This is a genomic window from Arcticibacterium sp. GJ41-1 (genome assembly GCF_055808875.1).
The window spans coordinates 1,934,694-1,954,185 of record NZ_CM147888.1 but is presented as its reverse complement, the minus strand read 5'-3'; the positions used below and the strand labels follow the sequence as shown (position 1 = coordinate 1,954,185).

The following is a 19,492-nucleotide window of genomic DNA, read 5'->3' as shown; positions in this document are numbered from 1 at the left end:
AAGACTTCTTTTGAATCTTTGCTCTTAATTTAAAGCATCAGCATGTACGCTAGTATTACTCCTTTTGACCTAGTTCCAAGTAATTACATTACACTCGATTTCAGTAAAGAAAATAAAGAACTAGAGCATGTTAATTTTGAAGACATGGAAAGCTTCAATGCTTATGTTTTTGACAAACTAAAAGCTAAAAATGTTAAAATGGGCATTGGTGGCTGGTTAGAAAACAGAGTAGTTTATAACCAAATAAGCCATTTTCAAGGCACAGAGCAGCGTTCGCATCATTTGGGTGTTGATATTTGGATGAAAGCCTATTCACCAATCTTCTGCCCAGAAAACTGTACCATTCATAGCTACAAAAACAATGAGGGGAATGGCGATTATGGCCCTACTATTGTTTTAAAATCAATGGCAGCCAATGTGTTCTATCTTTTTGGTCACCTTTCACTGGAATCTATCAAAGGGCTTCAAAATAGAAAAGTGATAAAAAAAGGAGAGCATTTTGCCGAAGTTGGTCCTTATCCTGAAAACGGTAACTGGCCGCCACACCTGCATTTTCAAGTTATGAACTCAATGGAAGGTAAATTGGGCGATTTCCCTGGTGTATGTGCCGCTTCCGAATTAGACCATTATAAAACCATCTACTTAAATCCTCATCCTTTTTTAGGTTTACCTGAAATGGACTAGGCTCCACCTTTCATTATTCTATCTGCTATACTTGGGCTTATCCTATTGATTAGCCTGAGCAGCTTTACTTTGCCTACGCTAATCTCGTATTTATCTTTTTCAAAGCTCTTGAAAAATGTATTTACCAAAGATTCTGGAGAAATCTTCCCTTTTCCTCTCCCTGCTGTCATCTGCGTATCTACCAGCGGTGGAATCAGCTCAAAAAGTTTCGTATTATTTAATTGATAGCGAAGCGATTTGCTAAAAATATGTAAGCCTGCTTTTGAAGCACAGTAAACTGCGGCATTTTCCTTTGGCACTATTCCCAATACCGAACTCACATTTACAATAGCAGCATTTTCATTTGACTCTAATACTGGCAACAATGCTGTAATTAGATGGATAGGTGTCAAAAGATTGATGCGGAGCTCTTCTTCTGCTCTATTTGAAAGCTCACTTTCTTCTAAAAAGCTATAATTATACTGTATCCCAGCATTATTGACTAAAATATTTAGGTCAGGATGCTCTCTCTTGATAAAAGTTACCAAAGCTGCCACAGCTTCATCCTGAGTTAAATCAGCTTGATAAATTATCAGGTTCGGATTCTCCTTTTTGACAGCTTCTAGGTCATCCAGATTTCTAGCTACTATGATAACTTCATTATCTAAAGCCAAAAATTTTTGAGCCATAGCCAGACCAATTCCCTTACTTCCGCCTGTTATCAAAACCTTGTTTTTACTTAGTCTCATTTTCTTCAAAATCTTTAAAGCCATTTTCAAGGCCTATGATTATATCATTTAAAACAATGTAAGGCTTCCCAAAAAGACTGGTATCTCTAAGGTGCTCAATGAAGTAATAGTAGTGGTTTAGCTCCGAAGTTTCTACAATGATAAAATCGGAAGTTTCGGCATGAAATGCCTCACTATCAAAAAGACGAACATTTAACGTTTTGCTAAATTTATTTAGCAAAGGAGCTAATTCCTTTTCAAAAACGTCCGCTCGTTCTTCACGGGTAAGACTAAGCCAAAGATTAGTGGCTCTGTATAAAATTAGAATCGTGTATGTCTTTTTCATGCTGCAATATCCACCCTGAATATTTGCCGCACATTTACATATGTAAAGAAATTACCGCTTTCGCCTAATTCTACTTAGCTGCGTGGGTGTAATGCCTAAATAAGAGGCTATATGATATTGAGGAATTTGTTGTTCTAAATTAGCAAACTGCTTCTGAAAAATAGCGTATCGCTGGTCGGCATCTAAGAGCACAATTTCTACCTCACGCTGCTCTTTTTGAACAAAAAAGTACTCCGCCAACTTTCTCGACATCCTTTCTAAATCGGGGTGATTGTCATACAAACCTGTCAATTTTCCACAATCTACCACCCAAATCTCACAATCTGTTAGTGCTTCCTGAATAATTTGATTTGGCTGACCTGAGATAAAAGAAGCGTAACCGCCAATGAAACAGGGTTCTTGAAAAAAGTGTTTGTTATACTCTTTACCATCTGCAGTTCTGTAAAATGCTCGTAAAATTCCAGACTTTAGAAAACCCATTTCTCTAGCATAGACACCAGCATCAATAAAAATCTCTCCTTTTTTAAGATACTTTTGCTTAAAGATATTTTCAAAGACATTTTTTGTCTCTGCCGAGATTGGCGAGATGTTATTAACAAACTGAAACAATGATTCTAAAGCGTGCATTTTAAGTTTTATCTGCCTATTTCCAATTCCAATTGACGTGAATATAATAGTTTCCAAACATTAACTATCAGAAAATCAAGATTCGTCCATTAAAGCAGTCTTTAACAAATCTTTTGACATCCATATACCGTTCTTATTCTTTTATCAATATATTCCTAAAACCAAATGTTAACTTCAATCAAAACAGTCTTATTTTCAATATTCACGTTTGCCATATTGTCTTGTCAAAATGAACAAACGCAAGAAGAAAAGCTTAGTCCAGAAGAAATAAAAGGACAAGAACTATTAGACAAAACCATCGCTGCACATGGTGGTTTAGATACTTGGAATAGTTTTAAAGGCCTTTCTTACAACTTAGCAAATAGTGGAAAAAGCATTTATCAAATAACCCAATTACAAGATAGACGCACTTACACTAAATCTGATGTTTTTGAAATTGGCTTTGACGGGAAAGTAGCTTGGTCACTTCCAAATGCAGAAAAAGTACCTGGAAAATCAGCTGCTTTTTATTACAACCTTGACTTCTATTTTGTTGCTATCCCTTTCGTTTTAAAAGATAATGGTGTCAATGTATTTTATGATGGCGAAACCACCATAAATGAAAAAACTTACGAAACACTAAAAGTAACATTTGGTTCTGAAGTAGGGCTTACACCGGAAGATGTCTACTATTTATACATTGACCCAAAAACTTCTCTTCTAAGCATTTTAACCTATTCGGTTTCTTTCTTTGATAAGGAAAATGCTGGAATAAATAGTGCAAAGGTATACTCTGATTGGAAAAATGTAGAAGGAATCAAGATGCCAGGCAGCATGAGAAACTTTGCTTGGAAAGATGGCGTAATGGGTGAAGAGAACACTAATTATGAAAGAATTTTCTCGGATTTTAAATTCCTAAAAGAAATTCCAGACGCTCAGCTATTCGAGGTACCAGAGGGAGCAGTAACAGAGAATATCTAACACTTGAAATAAGCTAAGAGTCAGACATTCAACATGGTTTTCACCAATATCACACCCCTACTGGGTATAAACGAAAAAAGGCGAATCTCACGATTCGCCCTTTTCATTTTACATTAAATAGCTCTCCTAATTCTTATAGAAAACCCATTTTGATAGCTCTTTCCAACTTACCTTTTTGCCGTACATTAAAATCCCAACTCTATAGATTCTAGAAGCTAACCAAGTGGTGAAAATAAAGCCACCTATTAGTAAAGAGATAGAAAGTACAATTTCCCAAACAGGTACTCCAAACGGAATACGAACCATCATGAGAATTGGTGAAGTAAATGGTATCATAGAACCCCAAAAAGCCAATGGTCCGTGCGGGTCTTTTATAACAAACTGAGCCATTATAAAGGCCGCAATAATAGGCAGCGTAATGGGTAGTATAAATTGCTGCGTATCCGTTTCGCCGTCTACTGCAGAACCCACCGCCCCAAACAAGGAGCTATAAAGCAAGTAACCTCCTAAAAAGTAAAACAGAAAAGAAACGATAATGGTAGCCAATGGAAGAGCATTGATAGCATTCATGACATCAGGCATCATATTGTTTGCTGCCTCATTTCCTTCCATTTGTTGCTGCACTGCGTCTCTTGCTTCAGGTGGCAAACTTTGCATTTGCGAAGTAGCTACGGTAGAAACATTATCCATTTTAGATGCCATAAACTTACCTGCCACCGTCATTAAGGTAAAAACCAAGACAATCCATAGCGTAAACTGCGTCAAACCAACCAAAGCCACTCCTATAATTTTCCCTATCATCAGCTGAAAAGGCTTTACTGAAGAGATGATAACCTCCACTATTCGGCTAGTTTTTTCTTCCATTACGCCACGCATAACCTGCACACCGTAAATGAAGATTGACATATAAATAAGAAAAGCAGAGATAAAGCCAATGGCTGTGGCCCCTCCCGAGCTACTCGTTTTCTCCTCTCCTTCTTTGATACTGATAGTTTCAGAGCCTACATTAATTTTGGCGTCTCTTAAAACAGACCTCGCTATTCCAGCTTCTGAAAGCTTAATATTTTCAATTTCTCTTTCTATGCTATTCTCAATTTTTTGCTGAAGCTCAAAAGAAATTCCATTTTCAGCATAGATTTTAACACCGTCTGGATACTCCAAAATATCTTTAGGAATATAAACAAGAGCGTCTGTACCTTCTTCTACAAAATCCCCTTTGGCTGTTTCTAAATCTTCACTGCTATAAGTAAAAGCGTACTCTTTGTTGTTTTCAATTTTATCAACAAACAAACCACTATCATCAATCACTGCAATGCTCTTTTGGTCAGTACCACTCAGAGCTGCATAGATTATACCGGCATACATTCCGAAAACCAGAAGAGGAACTAGCAATGTCAATAAAATAAAGCTCTTCTTTTTAACTCTCGTTAGATATTCTCTTTGAATTATTAGTAAAATATTCTTCATTTTCCTTAAGATTTTTGACCGTTTACGGCAGCAATAAAAATATCATTCATAGAAGGTATTCTCTCGTTAAAACCCTTCAACTCCACTTGATTAATAAGATTACTAATCATGGCATTGGTAGACACCCCTTCATGAAGCCTGATTTGACCTCTTTTTTCTCCTGCCACACCATCCTTAGAACTCACTATACTGAAAAGTTCCTCATTTGCAGTTAGCTCGCCAAAGTAATTTATCTCAAAAGTATTGGTCTTAAACTGTTCTTTCAAAGCCTCTTTTGAGCCATCTAAAATCTTCCTCGAATTATTTATAAGAGCCACATTATCACATAATTCTTCTACAGATTCCATGCGGTGAGTAGAGAAAATAATGGTACTCCCTTCTTTTCTTAATTCTAGAATCTCGTCTTTAATGATATTGGCATTAATAGGGTCAAAACCACTGAAAGGCTCATCTAAAATCAACAATTTAGGCTTGTGCAAAACCGTAGCCACAAACTGTATTTTCTGTTGCATCCCCTTAGAAAGGTCTTCTACAGGTTTATCCCACCAGGTTTTAATATCAAACTTGATAAACCACTCCTTGAGCTTATCCATGGCTTCTGATTTTGACAAACCTTTAAGCCTAGCCAAATAAAGAAGGTGTTCACCAACTTTCATTTTTTTGTACAAACCACGCTCTTCAGGTAAGTAACCAATATCATAAATATGTTTCTCTGATAATGGCTCCCCATCAATTAATACTTCGCCAGAATCTGGAGCGGTAATTTGATTAATAATTCTAATTAATGATGTTTTCCCTGCACCATTAGGTCCTAAAAGGCCAAAGATGATTCCTTTTGGTATAGAAATACTGACGTCATCTAAGGCAAGGTGGTTGGCGTAGTTTTTAACTATATGCCGAATATCTAAAATATTACTCACGTGCTGTTTTTTTATAGTTGTCTTCTCAAAAATAGTTAAGGTTTAACTAGCATTTAAGGGATGTGGGATAAAAGGAGAGAAATTGATTTAATCGGAATTTTAACTTTTTTTGTATCCGCTTACAACCATTCTTCATCAGTTTGAGTCATTAAAGTATAATTCGACCAGAACCTTTCCATAGACTTACAATGATGACATCAGAAATACGATTAATAGGCAAAAGACATGTGAAACCGAGTCAAATTGTTCGTTTGAAAGCAGACGCCAATTATACTGAGATTTCTTTAGAAGACGGAGAGCAAATAATTATCTCTAAAACCTTAAAGGAAATGGAGAAAACCTTTACACAGTTTTCTTTTTTCAGAACACATAAATCCTACATGATAAATCTAGACCATATTGCCAGCATTCAGATGAATGGTGGAACAAAAACGGTTAGACTAATAAATAATTTAAACGCAGAGATTAGCAGAAGAAGAAAAGACGCTTTTCTAGATGCTGTGCGTTCTCGAGCTTAAATACTTGAACCTTAGATAAATAAGAGGAGTGGCCAATTTGGTTACTCCTTTTTTGTTTTTAGCCTCCTGACTAAAAGGCATAAAAAAAGCTTTCAAGTATTAAACTTGAAAGCTTTTTAATGAAATCAATATTCAGAAATTATCTATCTGCAATATCAACAAAGGCTCTTTCTTTAGGACCAGTGTATATCTGACGTGGACGACCAATTGGCTGACCAGCCTCACGAAGTTCTTTCCATTGTGCTATCCAACCTGGAAGACGACCAATGGCAAACATTACTGTGAACATGTTAACTGGAATACCTAAGGCTCTGTAAATAATACCTGAGTAAAAATCTACGTTAGGATAAAGCTTTCTTTTGATGAAATATTCATCATTCAATGCTGCTTCTTCTAAACCTCTAGCGATATCTAAAATTGGATCATCAATTCCTAAAGCTTCTAACACTTCGTCAGCTGCTTTTTTGATGATTCTAGCTCTTGGGTCAAAGTTTTTATAAACTCTGTGTCCAAAGCCCATTAATCTGAAAGGGTCTTCTTTGTCTTTTGCTTTGTCAAGGTATTTTTGAACACCTCCGCCATCAGCTTTAATAGCTTCTAGCATTTCTATCACCGCTTGGTTAGCTCCACCATGAAGTGGTCCCCAAAGGGCAGAAATACCAGCAGAAATAGATGAATACAAGTTTGCTTGAGAAGAGCCTACTAGTCTTACTGTAGAGGTAGAACAGTTTTGCTCATGGTCAGCATGAAGAATCAATAATTTATTAAGAGCCTTAGCTACCACTGGATTAATCTCATAATCTTCAACTGGTAAGCCGAACATCATGTGAAGGAAATTAGAACAATAGTCTAATTTGTTTTTTGGGTAGTTAATTGGATGCCCTTGAGACTTTTTGTAACACCAAGTAGCCAAAGTAGGCAACTTAGCCATTAATCTTATAATATGAAGGTCTACATCCTTATCGTTGTTACTTCCGTAAGACTCTGGATAGAAACCACTCATAGCACTAACCAATGAAGACATAATGCCCATTGGATGTGCGTTAACCGGGAAGCCATCAAATATCTTTCTCATGTCTTCATTCACCATGGTATGGTGCGTAATTTCATGAACAAACTCGTCATATTGAGTTTGATTAGGAAGCTCACCATATATTAATAGGTAAGAAACTCCTAAGAAATCTGCCTTATCAGCTAATTCTTCGATTGAATATCCACGGTATCTTAAAATACCTTTCTCTCCATCTAAAAAAGTAATATCCGAAGTAGTGGCTCCAGTGTTTTTGTAACCTAAATCTAAAGTTACATAACCAGATTGCCCTCTCAACTTTGAAATATCTATGGCACTTTCATTTTCGGTGCCCGTATATACAGGAAATTCGTACTCTTTGTCTCCTAAAATTAGCTTAGCAGTTTCGGCCATTATGCGTTTTTCTTTATAAAAAAATGAATTCGATAATCATAAATCAGGCTGCGAATTTAATAAATAAACAGCATAATTTGAAGTATAAACTTAATTTGTGTAGGAGATTTTCCTACTTTTTCTCAAAAATATAGACACTACTACTAATCTTGTTGAAATATCATCAGAAAAGCAGAAAATACTACATAAATGAGTTCTTAATCTTTGTAAAGCTCTTTGCCCGCAGCCTCATATTTATCTCCAGAAACCCATACAGGTGTATCTTTTTTGTTGGCAATTAGCCTAGCGGCAAAAGCATAAGATTTACAAAACTGCGTACAGTATTCAAAATCTAAACTCTCTGCTTCATCGGCTTCTTTATGATAGTATTTGGCTATCTCATCATCAAAAGATGTAAAACCAGGTGAAAACGATGGTGCAGGAATTCCCTTTGCTGCCAAACGAACATTATCAGACCTGTCAAACAAACCTAACTCCGGTGTTGGGTCATCTATCAAGGTTAAACCCACAGCCTCTACAGCTTTAGTAATTTCGGCTTCTGCTCCTGTTCTGGCTATACCTAAGCCAGTAACTTTGGTTTTATCATTATAGCCTGCTCCGTCAATATTCAGGTTAAAAACACATTGCTTCAAAGGAATTAAAGGATTTTCGGCGTAATACCCACTCCCTCTAAGACCAATTTCTTCTCCTGTGTATGCTATAAAAAGCACCGACCTTTTACCTGGCTTAGCAGCCAAACTCTTTGCAGCACTTAAAAGCCCTGCTACACCAATGGCGTTATCTCTAGCTCCGTTAAAAATATAATCTTCGCCTTCTGCCGCATTTTCATTAATACCTATATGGTCAAAATGAGCTGTCAAAACCACGAAATCTTTACTCAAAACAGGGTCAGAACCCTGTACCATGCCTATCACATTTTGACTCTTAGCCGATTTTTTAGACAAGGCATTTATTTCAATATCTAATGCGTCTACCAATCCTTTTGATAGCTTCTTTGCTGTTTCTGACGAAACTAGAATCCTTGTAAAATCTGTAGCATTATCTTCTTTAAGACTAATACTGCCATCGCCAAAGTTATTAACCAAAGCTCCCCAAGGAATAGGTGCACTAAATATTTCAATTAAAGCCACAGCTCCTTTTTCCTTCGCTATTTCTTCTTTTCTTTTTGACACACCCAGCATTTCTCTAAAGCCCTTAGAGTCTGGCATGCCTAAGCTTACTACCACTACCTTGCCTTTAACATCAATTCCTTCAAAATCATCATAAGAGCCATCTTCAGAAACCCATCCGTAAGGCAAATGTACTTTTTCTACATTCTTTTGGTGCACACCTCCACCGTTCATTAGAAGGAAATCTTCGCCAACTTTTAGCACATTGTCTCCCGCCTTTATGGATGCATTTTCTGGTTGATAAGAAAACTCAAAGGGTACTTGCTGGAAAAAAGAACCAGCATTGACATCAGATAGGCCATAGCTTCTAAACTCTTCGGCAATGTATCTGGCGGCGGCATTATTTCCTGCGTGCCCAGTTTCTCTACCCATTAACTCGTCCGAAGCTAAAAAGCGAATATGTTTTTCCACCTCACTGGTTTGTAGTTTTGACTCAGGTACTTTTTTGAACTTTTGAGCCTGCAATCCCCCAATGCTTAGCAGGGATAAGAAAAGTATACTGTATTTCTTCATATTAATATCGGCTGTCTCTATTTGCCAGCATTTTAAGTTTAACAATTATCTCTTGAAGTCCGTTATTCTTTATTTCATAGGTTGTCGACATTAGCATGCCTAATTTTCCTTCAGGGAAACCACCTTTTCTTAAAAACCACTCTAAATAATGTATGGGTAAGTCACCTATCAAAACACCCTTATATTTCCCAAAAGGCATTTTCATTTTAACTAGTTCTATCAGTAACTTCTTATCAAACTGGGGTGGCTCTTTATAAGCTTCCATGCTATTTTCTTATTATTTATTTCAAACCAAGACTATGTCGTCGGCATGAGCCACTATCACATTTTGAGCCTTCTTTTTAAGGGCAATAGAAGCTTCTCTGCATCTAGCAATGGCTATAACTTCACCTTGGCTATCTGTCAATTCTACTACTTCTCCACTTCCAAAAGTGCCTAAAACCTCTGTAATACCAACCGCTAAAAGACTCTTTCGGTTCTTTATAGCCTTCACAGCACCTTGGTCTAACTTCACGCTAGCAGTAGTAAGACCTCCGCTCATTAACCATTTATTTCTAGCAGAAAGATTAATAGCCTCCGGCTCAAAAGTGGTTCCTTCTTTCTGTTCAAAAGATTTCAAGATACCGCCCTGCCCTGCTTTTATACCAAAAATGGTCACTTTAATGCCCATCTTGTTTGCCAATTTAGTAAAAGTCAATTTAGAAGACATTCCGCCTGTACCAAGAGAAGATTTACTGGTATCTACCAACTCCATGACACTTTCGTCAATTTTGGATACATGGCTCACCACTTCTTTATTTGAATCTAATAATCCACCTGATTCTGTAGCAATCATTAAATGCGAAGCTCCAAAGCCCGCAGCTATCAGCGTGGCCAACTCATCATTGTCAGAAAACTTGAGCTCTCTGTCCGAGACCACATCATTTTCGTTTGCTATAGGAATAATGTCATTTTCCCATAGCTCTTGATAGGTTTCTTTCAGCTCTAAAAACAATTCACGGTTAGCAAAGTGCCTGCGTTCGCATAAACTCTGAGCTACCTGAATGCCGTGTTTTTCAAAAGCTTCATTGTACTTTATAATCAACCTTGGATTCCCAATGGCAGCAGCGGCTTTTCTTTTTGACAAACTACCGTCATACTTATTGATAAACTTCTTTCCTGCTCCTACAGCACCAGAAGACACTAAAACTATGTGGTGGGTCTTTTGAAGTTGACTTACTTCTTGGGCTATTTGCCCTATGATATTCTCATCTGGTTCGCCATTTTTATTACTTATGGCCGAAGTTCCAAATTTTATTACAAGAATGGGTTTTGTCATTGCTTAATCTAGAGACTTAGGTAGTTTTAAAAGAGTAGCCAAGTACTTAGTTTCAAAAGTATGCAATTGCCATAAAACCTTATCCATTCTACTTACAAAATCAATACGAAAATCTTCATGAAGGGCATTAATGTATTTAATTACCGCAAGAGCTTTTCTTACCAAATACGTCCTTAAGCTATCTGCCTTTTTATGGGTTTTAGCTATTTGGTTTTGATGATTTGACAAGGCTTTCTCTAACAAAGTTAAAGCCAAATCTACCTCTCCATATTTATCTTTTGTAACTCTTCTATGCCATGTAATTTTGGCACTAACCATTCTAATATCCTTTAATAAAATACCTATGTAGGAATAAGGCTTATCAAACATCTGCCCCATTAAGTCTACCAATTCTTCTCTACGCCATCCCAAATCACTCTCATCTTCCAATAGCGTAAACTGCATTTGCTCTCTCAAAAGCTGATTCTTGGCAATAAGACGCAGCAAATGCCTGTCCTTCTCTTTTTGAGTCAGCGTAAGTATTGCATTTTCTAATTCTTTGGAGATGTTTTTTGGCATGGGTTCTTATTTTCTTATTAGCGATAGCTTTTTGATAAAAAGAATAAATTTCTAAAAGCTCTGCTCACATCATTCCCCAAGGGCAATTAATTGTCGATGAAACATTAAACCGTTTTCGAAAGAGAACAAACAACTCTCTCCTCCAAGCTCATCACTGTAAAAAGTGTAAATAATGCTTTTCTCAAACTCTTTGGATAATTTATTATATACTATGGCTTTACCCTGTAATACTAATTCTCTTAATAGCCATTGGTCAATAAATCCAGCAAAATTATTGTCATTTAAATTAAAAGCACTCCTTTTAGCCAACCAATCAGCAACTAGTTTTTCATCTTGAATTAATTTTAAACTATCACGATTGCCCCTTAAATCCTGATTTATATCTTTATCAAAAAAAGGATGTAACTTTTTACTTGTCAGCAACTTATCAGTCAAAGAAACTGCGTCATCCTTTCCAATATAAATTATTGCATTTTCCGTTTCATAGCCTATTCTTATTTGATTCAAATTTGAATGTAACTTAACATCTTTCTTTCTAACAATCGATTTGGAAGTGGCACAAGAAAAAACAAGAAGCAATGAAAATAAGCCAATTAATAAATTTAAAAATGCAGTACTTCTTTTATTTAGCCAAAACATTACAATCTGATTAATTAAGAAATCAATAAACCATAAACACCCTCCAAATGGTAGAAATAAGAAGCAATACCAATAAAAAAGGAGTCAATATCTTCCAGCAGAGATACATCAATTGGTCTATTCTTAAACGTGGAAGTGTCCATCTAATCCACATCATGACAAAAATGGCTGCGTAAGCTTTTGAAAATAACCAAAAGGCTCCCCACGCATAAGATGCAATACTTCCAGGCTCACCAGTAGTCCATAATGCCAATTTCAAACTTCCAATATTTGGCAAGGCCGAATTCCAACTTCCTAAAAACAAGACCGCCCCAAGAATGGATACAAGTAACATAATGCCGTATTCGGCTAAGAAGATGGCGGCAAATCTAAAACCACTGTATTCTGTATGATAACCTGCAATTAACTCAGATTCTGCCTCTGGCAAATCAAAGGGTGCTCTGTTGGTTTCCGCCAAAGTGGCAATAAAGAATATCACATAAACTATCAACAAGAATGGATTCCTGAAAATGTTCCATGTCAAAAAGCCTCCTACCTCGCTCACATCAATGCCTAACTTCTTAATACCAAAAAGATAATTTGACTCGGAAGAAAACAAACCTTGCTGGAAAGAGATTTCTTGTAAGTCAAGTGTTTGTGTAACCACTACCACACAAAGCACGCTTAAGCCTAAAGGGACTTCATAAGAAACTATTTGAGCTACTGAACGCATAGCTCCCAAAAGCGAATACTTATTATTAGAAGCCCAACCTGCCATCAAAATCCCTACAATATCTAAACTCACAATGGCGAGAATAAAGAAAACACCTGTTTGAGCAGCTGAACCTTGCAAAGTAGAAGTGACAGGCAATACTGCAAAACCAGCAAAAATTGCCATGAAAATAAGCTTTGGAGCTAGCTTGAAAAGGTGTTTATCTGCAGCTGCAGGAATAATATCTTCTTTCTGAAGCAGTTTCACCAAGTCAGCAAATAGCTGCAAAAGCCCCCACTTCCCTACTTCCATGGGTCCTAGTCTATCCTGAATAAAAGCAGACACTTTCCTTTCCAGATAAACACTGATAATTACGTTGGCACCTATTAAGGCAATAAATATTAGTAGAGGGATGAACATTTAGAAAATGATAAATATTAAATGTTAAATTTTGAATGCTAAATTAACTTACTTTACGCTTTTCCGCTGTAATTACACTTTTGTTGAAAATTGCAATAAGCTCACTTGTTTCTTTCTTAGCACTAAGGTCTGTTAATAAATTTCTTCTTTCAAGAATAGTTAAATTAATCTTACTTTCTCTAAGCTCTTTAAGAACAATTTTCATTTTGTGAATAAAGTCTCTGATTGATTCAGCAGACTGAGCTTCTCCATAGTTTAATGCTGGAGATGTTCCAGACCTCAATAATTGCCCTCCAAGATGAATTGCCGATTTTGTATTCGGGAGGTTTTCAACTACATCAATAATTTGTACTGCATAGTTTATCAATCGCTCTTCAAGATCATATGTTCGTTTGTCACTCAAATCTCTTAACCTTTAAACTTCATCATTCGAAATTCAACATTCATTATTTAAAATTAAAACATAAAACTGAATGCAAATTAGAAACATTTAAAACTCAACATTCCCCGGTGTTCTTGGAAAAGGAATCACATCTCTGATATTACCCATTCCAGTGACAAACTGCACTAATCTTTCAAAACCTAAGCCGAAACCTGAATGTGGTGCGGTTCCAAATTTACGGGTATCAAGATACCACCAAAGGTTTTCTTCGTCAATATCCATTTCAGCCATTCTTGTCTTAAGCTTTGTCAAGCTTTCTTCTCTTTGAGAACCACCAATCATCTCTCCTATTCCTGGGAAAAGCACATCCATGGCGGCTACCGTTTTTCCATCATCATTTTGCTTCATATAAAACGCTTTGATGTCTTTCGGGTAGTCAGTCAGAATTACAGGCTTTTTGAAATGTTTCTCTACCAAATATCGCTCATGCTCAGATTGTAAATCAATCCCCCACTCTACAGGAAATTTGAATTTCTTCTTTTTATGAGGTTTTGAATTAAGAAGAATATCAATGGCTTCGGTATAGGTAATTCTTGCAAAATCATTTTCTAATACAAAATCCAATTTCTCTAAAAGCGTATGTTCGCTTCTTTCTAATTGAGGTTTTGCCTTATTCTCATTTTGAAAACGTGTATCTAAAAAGGCTAAATCTTCTTGGCAATTTTTGATAGCTTCATTTATCACATATTTGATAAATTCTTCTGCCAAATTCATATTGTCTTTCAAATCATAAAAAGCCACTTCTGGCTCTATCATCCAAAATTCGGCAAGGTGTCTTGTAGTATTAGAGTTCTCCGCTCTAAAAGTAGGACCGAAAGTGTAAATTTTTGACAAAGCCATAGCTCCTAATTCACCCTCCAGTTGACCAGAAACAGTTAATGACGTTTCTCTTCCAAAGAAGTCTTCTTTAAAATCTACTTCACCTTCCTCTGTCAAAGGAGCTTTATTTGGTTCAAAAGTAGATACCCTAAACATCTCACCAGCACCTTCGGCATCAGACGCTGTAATTATAGGTGTATGAAGATTAAAAAAACCTCTTTCATGATAAAACTGATGCACCGCATAAGAGAGAGCATGCCTTACTCTAAAGACAGCAGAAAAAGTACTCGTTCTGAATCTTAAATGAGCTTTCTCTCTCAAAAACTCTAAACTATGTTTTTTAGGTTGAATAGGAAATGACTCGTCGGCCTCACCGTATATTACAAGCTCCTCAGCCAAAACTTCCACGTTTTGACCAGAACCTGCAGACGCTACTAATTTTCCTTTAACAGCTACGCAAGCTCCACAGCTTACTTTCTTCATCAGTTCTTCCGGAATTTTCTCCCCGTCCATAACTGCCTGAATATTATTAATGGTAGACCCATCATTAATACTCACAAAAGAAAGTGCAGACTGCCCTCTTTTAGTTCTTACCCATCCTTTTACTTCTATGTTTTGCTCTTCTGGAGTAAGAGCGAGTATTTCCTTGATTTGCATCTCTTAAAATTGTTGATTTTATCGGTGAGTCAAAATTAAGTATTAATCCTTTTCAAACTATAATTAGAGAATTTAAAGGTATTACAGATATTTCACCTAAAATCATAAAAGCATCATTAACTTGCGGACAATCGGCTTACTGAACTATAGACATGTCTAAAATGAAAAAATGGCTTTTGGCCTCTTCCTTATTAATATTAGGTAATACTATTCTTATGGCACAGCATGATTTTGAAATTCAAGGGCACCGTGGTGCTAGGGGTTTAATGCCAGAAAACACCATTCCAGCTTTTTATAGAGCTATTGACGAAGGAGTTCATACTTTAGAACTAGATGTAGTTATATCAAAGGACAAAAAAGTAGTGGTTTCGCATGAAAACTTCTTTAACCCTGCCATTACCACTGACCCAGACGGTAATCCAATAACTCAGAAAAACATAGGTAACCTATACGAATTGACGTATAAAGAAATTAAACTTTATGACGTAGGACTTAGAGGGCATCCAGACTTTCCTGAACAAGAAAAAATGGCGATTCACAAACCTCTTTTAAAAGATGTGATAAAAGCTGCAGAGAAGTATGCCAAGAAAAAGGGTGTAGCCCCCTTAAACTATAACATTGAGCTTAAAAGTTTAGTAGAAGACTATAGAGTGTCTCAACCTGAAGCTCCAGAATTTTCAGATTTAGTTTACGATGTTATTTTCGAAAAACTAGATGCAGAAAGAGTTACTATTCAGAGCTTTGACTTCAATATTCTTAAATATTGGTATACTAGAATGAATGCCGGTGAATATGAAAAAGTAGCCTTATCTGCATTGATAGAGCCCTATAATGATAATGATATAGATTTAAACCTAAATATAATAGGCTTCAAGCCTGATATATGGAGTCCATACTTCCATCATTTAAATAAATCTAAAGTCAAAAGACTTCATCAATTAGGCATTAAAGCTATCCCCTGGACGGTAAATGACCTTAAAGACATGAAGTCTGTAAAGGAGATGGGATGTGATGGTCTTATCACAGATTATCCAAACAGAGCAAAAAGTTTGTAAAGACTTTAAATTCTATTTTCTTTGAACAAAAAATAATCTATTGAGCGTTTTAAATGACATTCTAGGTTTCTTTATCAAAAGGCGAATTGAGCGTATAAACGAATTTAGAATCAACCCTCATGATACTCAAATTCAACAGTTCAAAGGTTTAATTTATAAAGCCAGAAAAACCGAATTTGGGAAACTTCACGGCTATGCTGAAATAAGCAAGGTATCTGATTTTCAAAACAGAGTTCCGATAGTTTCCTATGAAACATTCTATCCTTATATAGAGCGAGTTTTAAAAGGAGAGCAAAACATTATTTGGCCTAGTACCATCAACTTTTTTTCTAAGTCTTCCGGTACCACTAATGCCAAAAGTAAATACATTCCAGTTTCAGATGAGTCTTTAGAAAGCTGTCATTATAAAGGTGGAAAAGACCTTATTACATTATATTTATCAGAACATCCTGAAGCTAAATTATTCGAAGGAAAAGGCCTTTCTATAGGCGGTTCTTTACAAGATAACCCTTTCAATAGCAAAACTGAAGTAGGCGACATTTCGGCTATTATTATGCAAAACTTACCCCAGTGGGCTGAGTATTTGCGTACGCCCCCAATTGAAATAGCTCTTTTAGATAATTGGGAAGAGAAACTTTCCAAGATGATTGAGATATGTCAATCAGAAAACCTCACCAGTATTTTAGGTGTACCTACCTGGACCGTAGTATTTCTGGAGCGACTTATGGAAGAAACCGGTCATGATAATTTACTGGAGCTTTGGCCTAATTTTGAGTTATTTGTACATGGAGCTGTCAATTTCCAACCCTACCGTGAGTTATTTAAAACCAAGTTTTTCCCCTCTAGCGATGTACGTTATTTAGAAACCTATAATGCATCTGAAGGTTACTTTGCCGTTCAAGATGACCTTTCAAAAGAAGGCGAAATGCTTCTAATGCTAGATTATGGTGTTTTCTACGAATTCATCCCGATGGAAAACATAGAAGAAGAACACCCAAAAACCTTAACCATTGACGAAGTAGAATTAGATAAAAACTACGCCATCTTAATTTCGACCAATGCTGGACTTTGGCGTTATAAAATTGGCGATACCGTCAAATTCACATGTAAAACGCCTTATAGAATAAAAATATCAGGACGTACTAAACATTTTATCAATGCCTTTGGTGAAGAGTTAATTATTGAAAATGCTGAGAAAGGAATAACGGCAGCTTGCGAAGCCACGGGTTTATCTGTAAAAGACTTTACCGCTGGTCCTGTTTATATGCAAGGAAGACAAAAAGGCTCGCACGAATGGATAATTGAATGTAATTCTAAACCAGAAGACCCTTCTCTTTTTATAGAAAAGCTTGACAATACACTCAGAAGAGTAAACTCAGATTATGACGCCAAAAGACGTGGTGATTTGGCTCTTTGTATGCCCAAAGTACATTTTGTAGATGAAGGCACTTTTTATAATTGGATGGAAAAGAGAGGTAAACTTGGCGGCCAAAATAAGGTACCTAGACTGAGCAATAACCGTGAGTTTATTGAAGATATTCTTTCTTTTATGAACTAATCTTCTTCCACATCACCTAATAAAAAACCCCAAGGTTTCAGTTTGTCTACCGAGTCAAATATAACTTTAATAATGGCTGTAAGAGGCAAAGCCAAAACCAAGCCACCTATACCCCACAGATTTCCAAAAAGAATTAAAGCGACTATAGCGGCGAAACTATTGATACTAACTTTAGAACCCACTATATAGGGTGTTATGAAGTTACCTTCCAAAAACTGAATCACTCCAAAACTTAAGGCAACACCCACCGCATACCAAGCAGAATCCTTAGTAATTAAAGCTAATATGATAGGTAAAACAGAGCCTATAGCTACTCCGATATAAGGCACTAGAACTAATACAGCCGCAAAGAAACCAAAGAAAAAAGCATTGTCAATTCCTAATAGTAAGAGCGACAGCGTATTTAAAGCCCCAATAATTAATATCACTAAAAGTAAACCAGACATGTAATTTTGAGCAACATCCTTAATCTTGTTTGTCACCGTGTTCACTCCTTCTTTGCTTACTCTTTTGAAAAGTTTAAAAAGGAACTCTTGAAAAAAATCGCGATAAAGAAGCATCAAAAACACATAAAGTGGAATAAGTGCTAGATTAGCCAAGAAACCAGTGGTGTTAGAAAGTGTTCCAGAAATAAGTGAGCTACTACTTTTTAATAACTCGGTCAAATACTCTCTTCCTTTGGTAAGCTGTTCAGCTTGCTGCATATTCAGTTTTTCTGATAACAGCGTTTGCCCCACCTTCAGCCACTCTTCTCCTTTTTCCAGCATTTGTGGCCAGACTTCGTCCAAAGACCTAATTTGGCCTACCATTAGCGTAATTACCAAAATGACTAATCCAAAAACGATTAAAATTGTCAATGTAATAGCCAGTACTCTTGGAAACTTTTTCCTTTCCAAAAACGCACAAACGGGCAAAAGAAGTATCGCTAAAATTCCTGCAAAAGCTAGCGGAACCAGCACATCTTTCAATACCCAAAGGATAAAAACTAAAATTACGCCTATGAGTAAATTGGCAGCAAGTACTACCGAAGGTGAAGTCTTTGTGTTTGACATATTTTAATAGCTCTTTTGTCAAAAATAGAGTTTTTTACTTCCAAAATACTTTTTCAGAAGTAATTTTATCTTCTATAAAAAAGCACCTTCTCTTATGTTTAAATCTCAGTTAGCCATATTATACTTCGCTTTTAAAATAGCGACATGCTCCTGTGTGCCAGAAAAAGAAAAGGGGCTCGAAAACTATAGAGATAAAAGTAAAATCACGAAAATTGGAAAACTTGACCAACAGGTAGCCGAAAGCTCTGGCTTAGCAAAAGCAGAAGACAATACTTATTGGACAAATAATGATAGTGGCGGTAGCAATAAGCTCTTTAAAATAAACAGGAAAGGACAGGTTACCGACAGCTTGGAAGTTTTAAAAGCTAGAAACATAGACTGGGAAGAACTTGCAAAAGATGATAAAGGCAATATTTATATTGGAGACTATGGTAACAATGGAAACAGTCGTACCGATTTGATTATTTATAAGGTAAACGGCACAAAAACAGAAGAAATAAGATTTAAATACACAGACCAAAATAAGTTTCCTGCCTTAAAAAAGAACTTTGACTGCGAGGCATTCTTTTGGTTTAATGGCCAACTTCATCTTTTTTCTAAAAGCAGAGAAGAGCAGAACCGTGTTACCAAACATTATATTTTACCAGATACTGCAGGAAGTTATTCTATAAGTCCTCAAAATGAGTTTCCAATAGAACAACAAGTCACAGCGGCAGACATCAGCCCAGACCAGCAATCGTTTATCCTTTTGACCTACGGTAAATTACTTTTCTTTGGAATTGAAAATGAAACCATTGACTTCAAAAATCCTTTGGCTTGCATCAAAACTAAAAGAAAACAAACCGAAGCTGTGATTTTTGACACAAACCAATCAATTTTGTTTACGAACGAACAAAGAGAGCTTTTTAGAATAAAACTTGACCACCAAGTGGTTCTTAACAATTAGTTA

21 protein-coding genes are annotated in these 19,492 nt (G+C 36.3%); 6 read left to right on the top strand and 15 right to left on the bottom strand.

The features are described from left to right. The first annotated feature begins 42 nt into the window (after positions 1-42). The gene (locus AC0L6O_RS07935; protein WP_473307646.1) at positions 43-684 is read left to right on the top strand and encodes a peptidoglycan DD-metalloendopeptidase family protein; all 642 of its coding nucleotides are present in this window, start codon (positions 43-45) and stop codon (positions 682-684) included. Here the strand turns inward: AC0L6O_RS07935 and AC0L6O_RS07930 are convergent. From AC0L6O_RS07930 to AC0L6O_RS07920, 3 genes are read right to left on the bottom strand one after another with little or no spacing between them, the layout of a single operon-like run. Next, complete coding sequence (locus AC0L6O_RS07930; RefSeq protein ID WP_473307644.1) at positions 681-1,412, bottom strand: SDR family oxidoreductase; 732 nt, start codon at positions 1,410-1,412, stop codon at positions 681-683. The genes AC0L6O_RS07935 and AC0L6O_RS07930 overlap by 4 nt on opposite strands. Next, positions 1,399-1,737 (bottom strand): darcynin family protein, encoded by a 339-nt coding sequence (locus tag AC0L6O_RS07925; protein ID WP_473307642.1) that lies wholly within the window; start codon positions 1,735-1,737, stop codon positions 1,399-1,401. The genes AC0L6O_RS07930 and AC0L6O_RS07925 overlap by 14 nt, the downstream gene beginning before the upstream one ends. Positions 1,738-1,788: 51 nt before the next feature. Further along, entirely contained in the window at positions 1,789-2,364 is a 576-nt protein-coding gene (locus AC0L6O_RS07920; protein ID WP_473307640.1) for a Crp/Fnr family transcriptional regulator, read from the bottom strand. Between the two features lie 165 nt (positions 2,365-2,529). Here AC0L6O_RS07920 and AC0L6O_RS07915 point away from each other — a divergent pair, with 165 nt between their 5' ends. After that, the gene (locus AC0L6O_RS07915) at positions 2,530-3,324 is read left to right on the top strand and encodes a DUF6503 family protein (protein WP_473307638.1); all 795 of its coding nucleotides are present in this window, start codon (positions 2,530-2,532) and stop codon (positions 3,322-3,324) included. A gap of 126 nt (positions 3,325-3,450) precedes the next feature. On the opposite strand, the gene AC0L6O_RS07910 is transcribed toward AC0L6O_RS07915, so the two are convergent. Continuing rightward, complete coding sequence (locus AC0L6O_RS07910; protein WP_473307637.1) at positions 3,451-4,791, bottom strand: ABC transporter permease; 1,341 nt, start codon at positions 4,789-4,791, stop codon at positions 3,451-3,453. Between the two features lie 5 nt (positions 4,792-4,796). After that, a complete protein-coding gene (locus tag AC0L6O_RS07905) occupies positions 4,797-5,711 on the bottom strand; it encodes an ABC transporter ATP-binding protein (RefSeq protein ID WP_473307636.1) in 915 nt (304 codons plus the stop codon). A gap of 188 nt (positions 5,712-5,899) precedes the next feature. On the opposite strand from AC0L6O_RS07905, the gene AC0L6O_RS07900 reads away from it, so the two are divergent. Continuing rightward, a complete protein-coding gene (locus AC0L6O_RS07900) occupies positions 5,900-6,229 on the top strand; it encodes a LytR/AlgR family response regulator transcription factor (RefSeq protein WP_473307634.1) in 330 nt (109 codons plus the stop codon). Between the two features lie 139 nt (positions 6,230-6,368). Here the strand turns inward: AC0L6O_RS07900 and AC0L6O_RS07895 are convergent, their stop codons facing one another. The 9 genes from AC0L6O_RS07895 to asnS form a co-directional block, all read right to left on the bottom strand. After that, entirely contained in the window at positions 6,369-7,652 is a 1,284-nt protein-coding gene (locus tag AC0L6O_RS07895) for a citrate synthase (RefSeq protein ID WP_473307633.1), read from the bottom strand. A gap of 197 nt (positions 7,653-7,849) precedes the next feature. Continuing rightward, positions 7,850-9,334, bottom strand: a complete 1,485-nt coding sequence (locus AC0L6O_RS07890) for a M28 family peptidase (protein ID WP_473307631.1) — start codon at positions 9,332-9,334, stop codon at positions 7,850-7,852. A gap of 1 nt (position 9,335) precedes the next feature. Further along, on the bottom strand, positions 9,336-9,599 hold the full coding sequence (locus AC0L6O_RS07885) for a DUF3820 family protein (protein ID WP_473307629.1): 264 nt from the start codon (positions 9,597-9,599) through the stop codon (positions 9,336-9,338). A gap of 21 nt (positions 9,600-9,620) precedes the next feature. After that, positions 9,621-10,652 carry a glutamate 5-kinase gene (proB, locus tag AC0L6O_RS07880; RefSeq protein WP_473307628.1) on the bottom strand — a complete coding sequence of 344 codons (1,032 nt, stop codon included), beginning with the start codon at positions 10,650-10,652 and terminating at the stop codon, positions 9,621-9,623. 3 nt (positions 10,653-10,655) lie between these two features. Then, positions 10,656-11,210, bottom strand: a complete 555-nt coding sequence (locus AC0L6O_RS07875; protein ID WP_473307627.1) for a hypothetical protein — start codon at positions 11,208-11,210, stop codon at positions 10,656-10,658. 69 nt (positions 11,211-11,279) lie between these two features. Then, on the bottom strand, positions 11,280-11,849 hold the full coding sequence (locus AC0L6O_RS07870) for a hypothetical protein (protein WP_473307625.1): 570 nt from the start codon (positions 11,847-11,849) through the stop codon (positions 11,280-11,282). Positions 11,850-11,871: 22 nt separating this feature from the next. Then, the gene (locus tag AC0L6O_RS07865) at positions 11,872-12,960 is read right to left on the bottom strand and encodes a complex I subunit 1/NuoH family protein (protein ID WP_473307623.1); all 1,089 of its coding nucleotides are present in this window, start codon (positions 12,958-12,960) and stop codon (positions 11,872-11,874) included. A 43-nt stretch (positions 12,961-13,003) separates the two neighbouring features. Beyond that, the gene (locus AC0L6O_RS07860; protein ID WP_473307621.1) at positions 13,004-13,363 is read right to left on the bottom strand and encodes a four helix bundle protein; all 360 of its coding nucleotides are present in this window, start codon (positions 13,361-13,363) and stop codon (positions 13,004-13,006) included. A gap of 87 nt (positions 13,364-13,450) precedes the next feature. Then, positions 13,451-14,878 (bottom strand): asparagine--tRNA ligase, encoded by a 1,428-nt coding sequence (gene asnS / locus AC0L6O_RS07855; RefSeq protein WP_473307619.1) that lies wholly within the window; start codon positions 14,876-14,878, stop codon positions 13,451-13,453. A 152-nt stretch (positions 14,879-15,030) separates the two neighbouring features. On the opposite strand from asnS, the gene AC0L6O_RS07850 reads away from it, so the two are divergent. Continuing rightward, positions 15,031-15,933, top strand: a complete 903-nt coding sequence (locus AC0L6O_RS07850; RefSeq protein WP_473307617.1) for a glycerophosphodiester phosphodiesterase family protein — start codon at positions 15,031-15,033, stop codon at positions 15,931-15,933. A gap of 40 nt (positions 15,934-15,973) precedes the next feature. Then, entirely contained in the window at positions 15,974-17,491 is a 1,518-nt protein-coding gene (locus tag AC0L6O_RS07845) for a GH3 auxin-responsive promoter family protein (protein WP_473307615.1), read from the top strand. On the opposite strand, the gene AC0L6O_RS07840 is transcribed toward AC0L6O_RS07845, so the two are convergent. Beyond that, entirely contained in the window at positions 17,488-18,543 is a 1,056-nt protein-coding gene (locus AC0L6O_RS07840) for an AI-2E family transporter (RefSeq protein ID WP_473307613.1), read from the bottom strand. The two genes, AC0L6O_RS07845 and AC0L6O_RS07840, sit on opposite strands and share 4 nt — an antisense overlap. A gap of 94 nt (positions 18,544-18,637) precedes the next feature. Between AC0L6O_RS07840 and AC0L6O_RS07835 the strand changes: the two genes are divergently transcribed. Next, entirely contained in the window at positions 18,638-19,489 is an 852-nt protein-coding gene (locus AC0L6O_RS07835; protein WP_473307611.1) for a hypothetical protein, read from the top strand. The last annotated feature ends 3 nt before the right edge of the window (positions 19,490-19,492 follow it).

Bases quoted from the DNA above. Each gene is read 5' to 3' on its own strand.
- AC0L6O_RS07935 (WP_473307646.1), top strand. From the start codon at position 43: ATGTACGCTAGTATTACTCCTTTTGACCTAGTTCCAAGTAATTACATT.
- AC0L6O_RS07930 (WP_473307644.1), bottom strand. From the start codon at position 1,412: ATGAGACTAAGTAAAAACAAGGTTTTGATAACAGGCGGAAGTAAGGGA.
- AC0L6O_RS07925 (WP_473307642.1), bottom strand. From the start codon at position 1,737: ATGAAAAAGACATACACGATTCTAATTTTATACAGAGCCACTAATCTT.
- AC0L6O_RS07920 (WP_473307640.1), bottom strand. From the start codon at position 2,364: ATGCACGCTTTAGAATCATTGTTTCAGTTTGTTAATAACATCTCGCCA.
- AC0L6O_RS07915 (WP_473307638.1), top strand. From the start codon at position 2,530: ATGTTAACTTCAATCAAAACAGTCTTATTTTCAATATTCACGTTTGCC.
- AC0L6O_RS07910 (WP_473307637.1), bottom strand. From the start codon at position 4,791: ATGAAGAATATTTTACTAATAATTCAAAGAGAATATCTAACGAGAGTT.
- AC0L6O_RS07900 (WP_473307634.1), top strand. From the start codon at position 5,900: ATGATGACATCAGAAATACGATTAATAGGCAAAAGACATGTGAAACCG.
- AC0L6O_RS07895 (WP_473307633.1), bottom strand. From the start codon at position 7,652: ATGGCCGAAACTGCTAAGCTAATTTTAGGAGACAAAGAGTACGAATTT.
- AC0L6O_RS07890 (WP_473307631.1), bottom strand. From the start codon at position 9,334: ATGAAGAAATACAGTATACTTTTCTTATCCCTGCTAAGCATTGGGGGA.
- AC0L6O_RS07885 (WP_473307629.1), bottom strand. From the start codon at position 9,599: ATGGAAGCTTATAAAGAGCCACCCCAGTTTGATAAGAAGTTACTGATA.
- proB (WP_473307628.1), bottom strand. From the start codon at position 10,652: ATGACAAAACCCATTCTTGTAATAAAATTTGGAACTTCGGCCATAAGT.
- AC0L6O_RS07875 (WP_473307627.1), bottom strand. From the start codon at position 11,210: ATGCCAAAAAACATCTCCAAAGAATTAGAAAATGCAATACTTACGCTG.
- AC0L6O_RS07870 (WP_473307625.1), bottom strand. From the start codon at position 11,849: ATGTTTTGGCTAAATAAAAGAAGTACTGCATTTTTAAATTTATTAATT.
- AC0L6O_RS07865 (WP_473307623.1), bottom strand. From the start codon at position 12,960: ATGTTCATCCCTCTACTAATATTTATTGCCTTAATAGGTGCCAACGTA.
- asnS (WP_473307619.1), bottom strand. From the start codon at position 14,878: ATGCAAATCAAGGAAATACTCGCTCTTACTCCAGAAGAGCAAAACATA.
- AC0L6O_RS07850 (WP_473307617.1), top strand. From the start codon at position 15,031: ATGTCTAAAATGAAAAAATGGCTTTTGGCCTCTTCCTTATTAATATTA.
- AC0L6O_RS07840 (WP_473307613.1), bottom strand. From the start codon at position 18,543: ATGTCAAACACAAAGACTTCACCTTCGGTAGTACTTGCTGCCAATTTA.
- AC0L6O_RS07835 (WP_473307611.1), top strand. From the start codon at position 18,638: ATGTTTAAATCTCAGTTAGCCATATTATACTTCGCTTTTAAAATAGCG.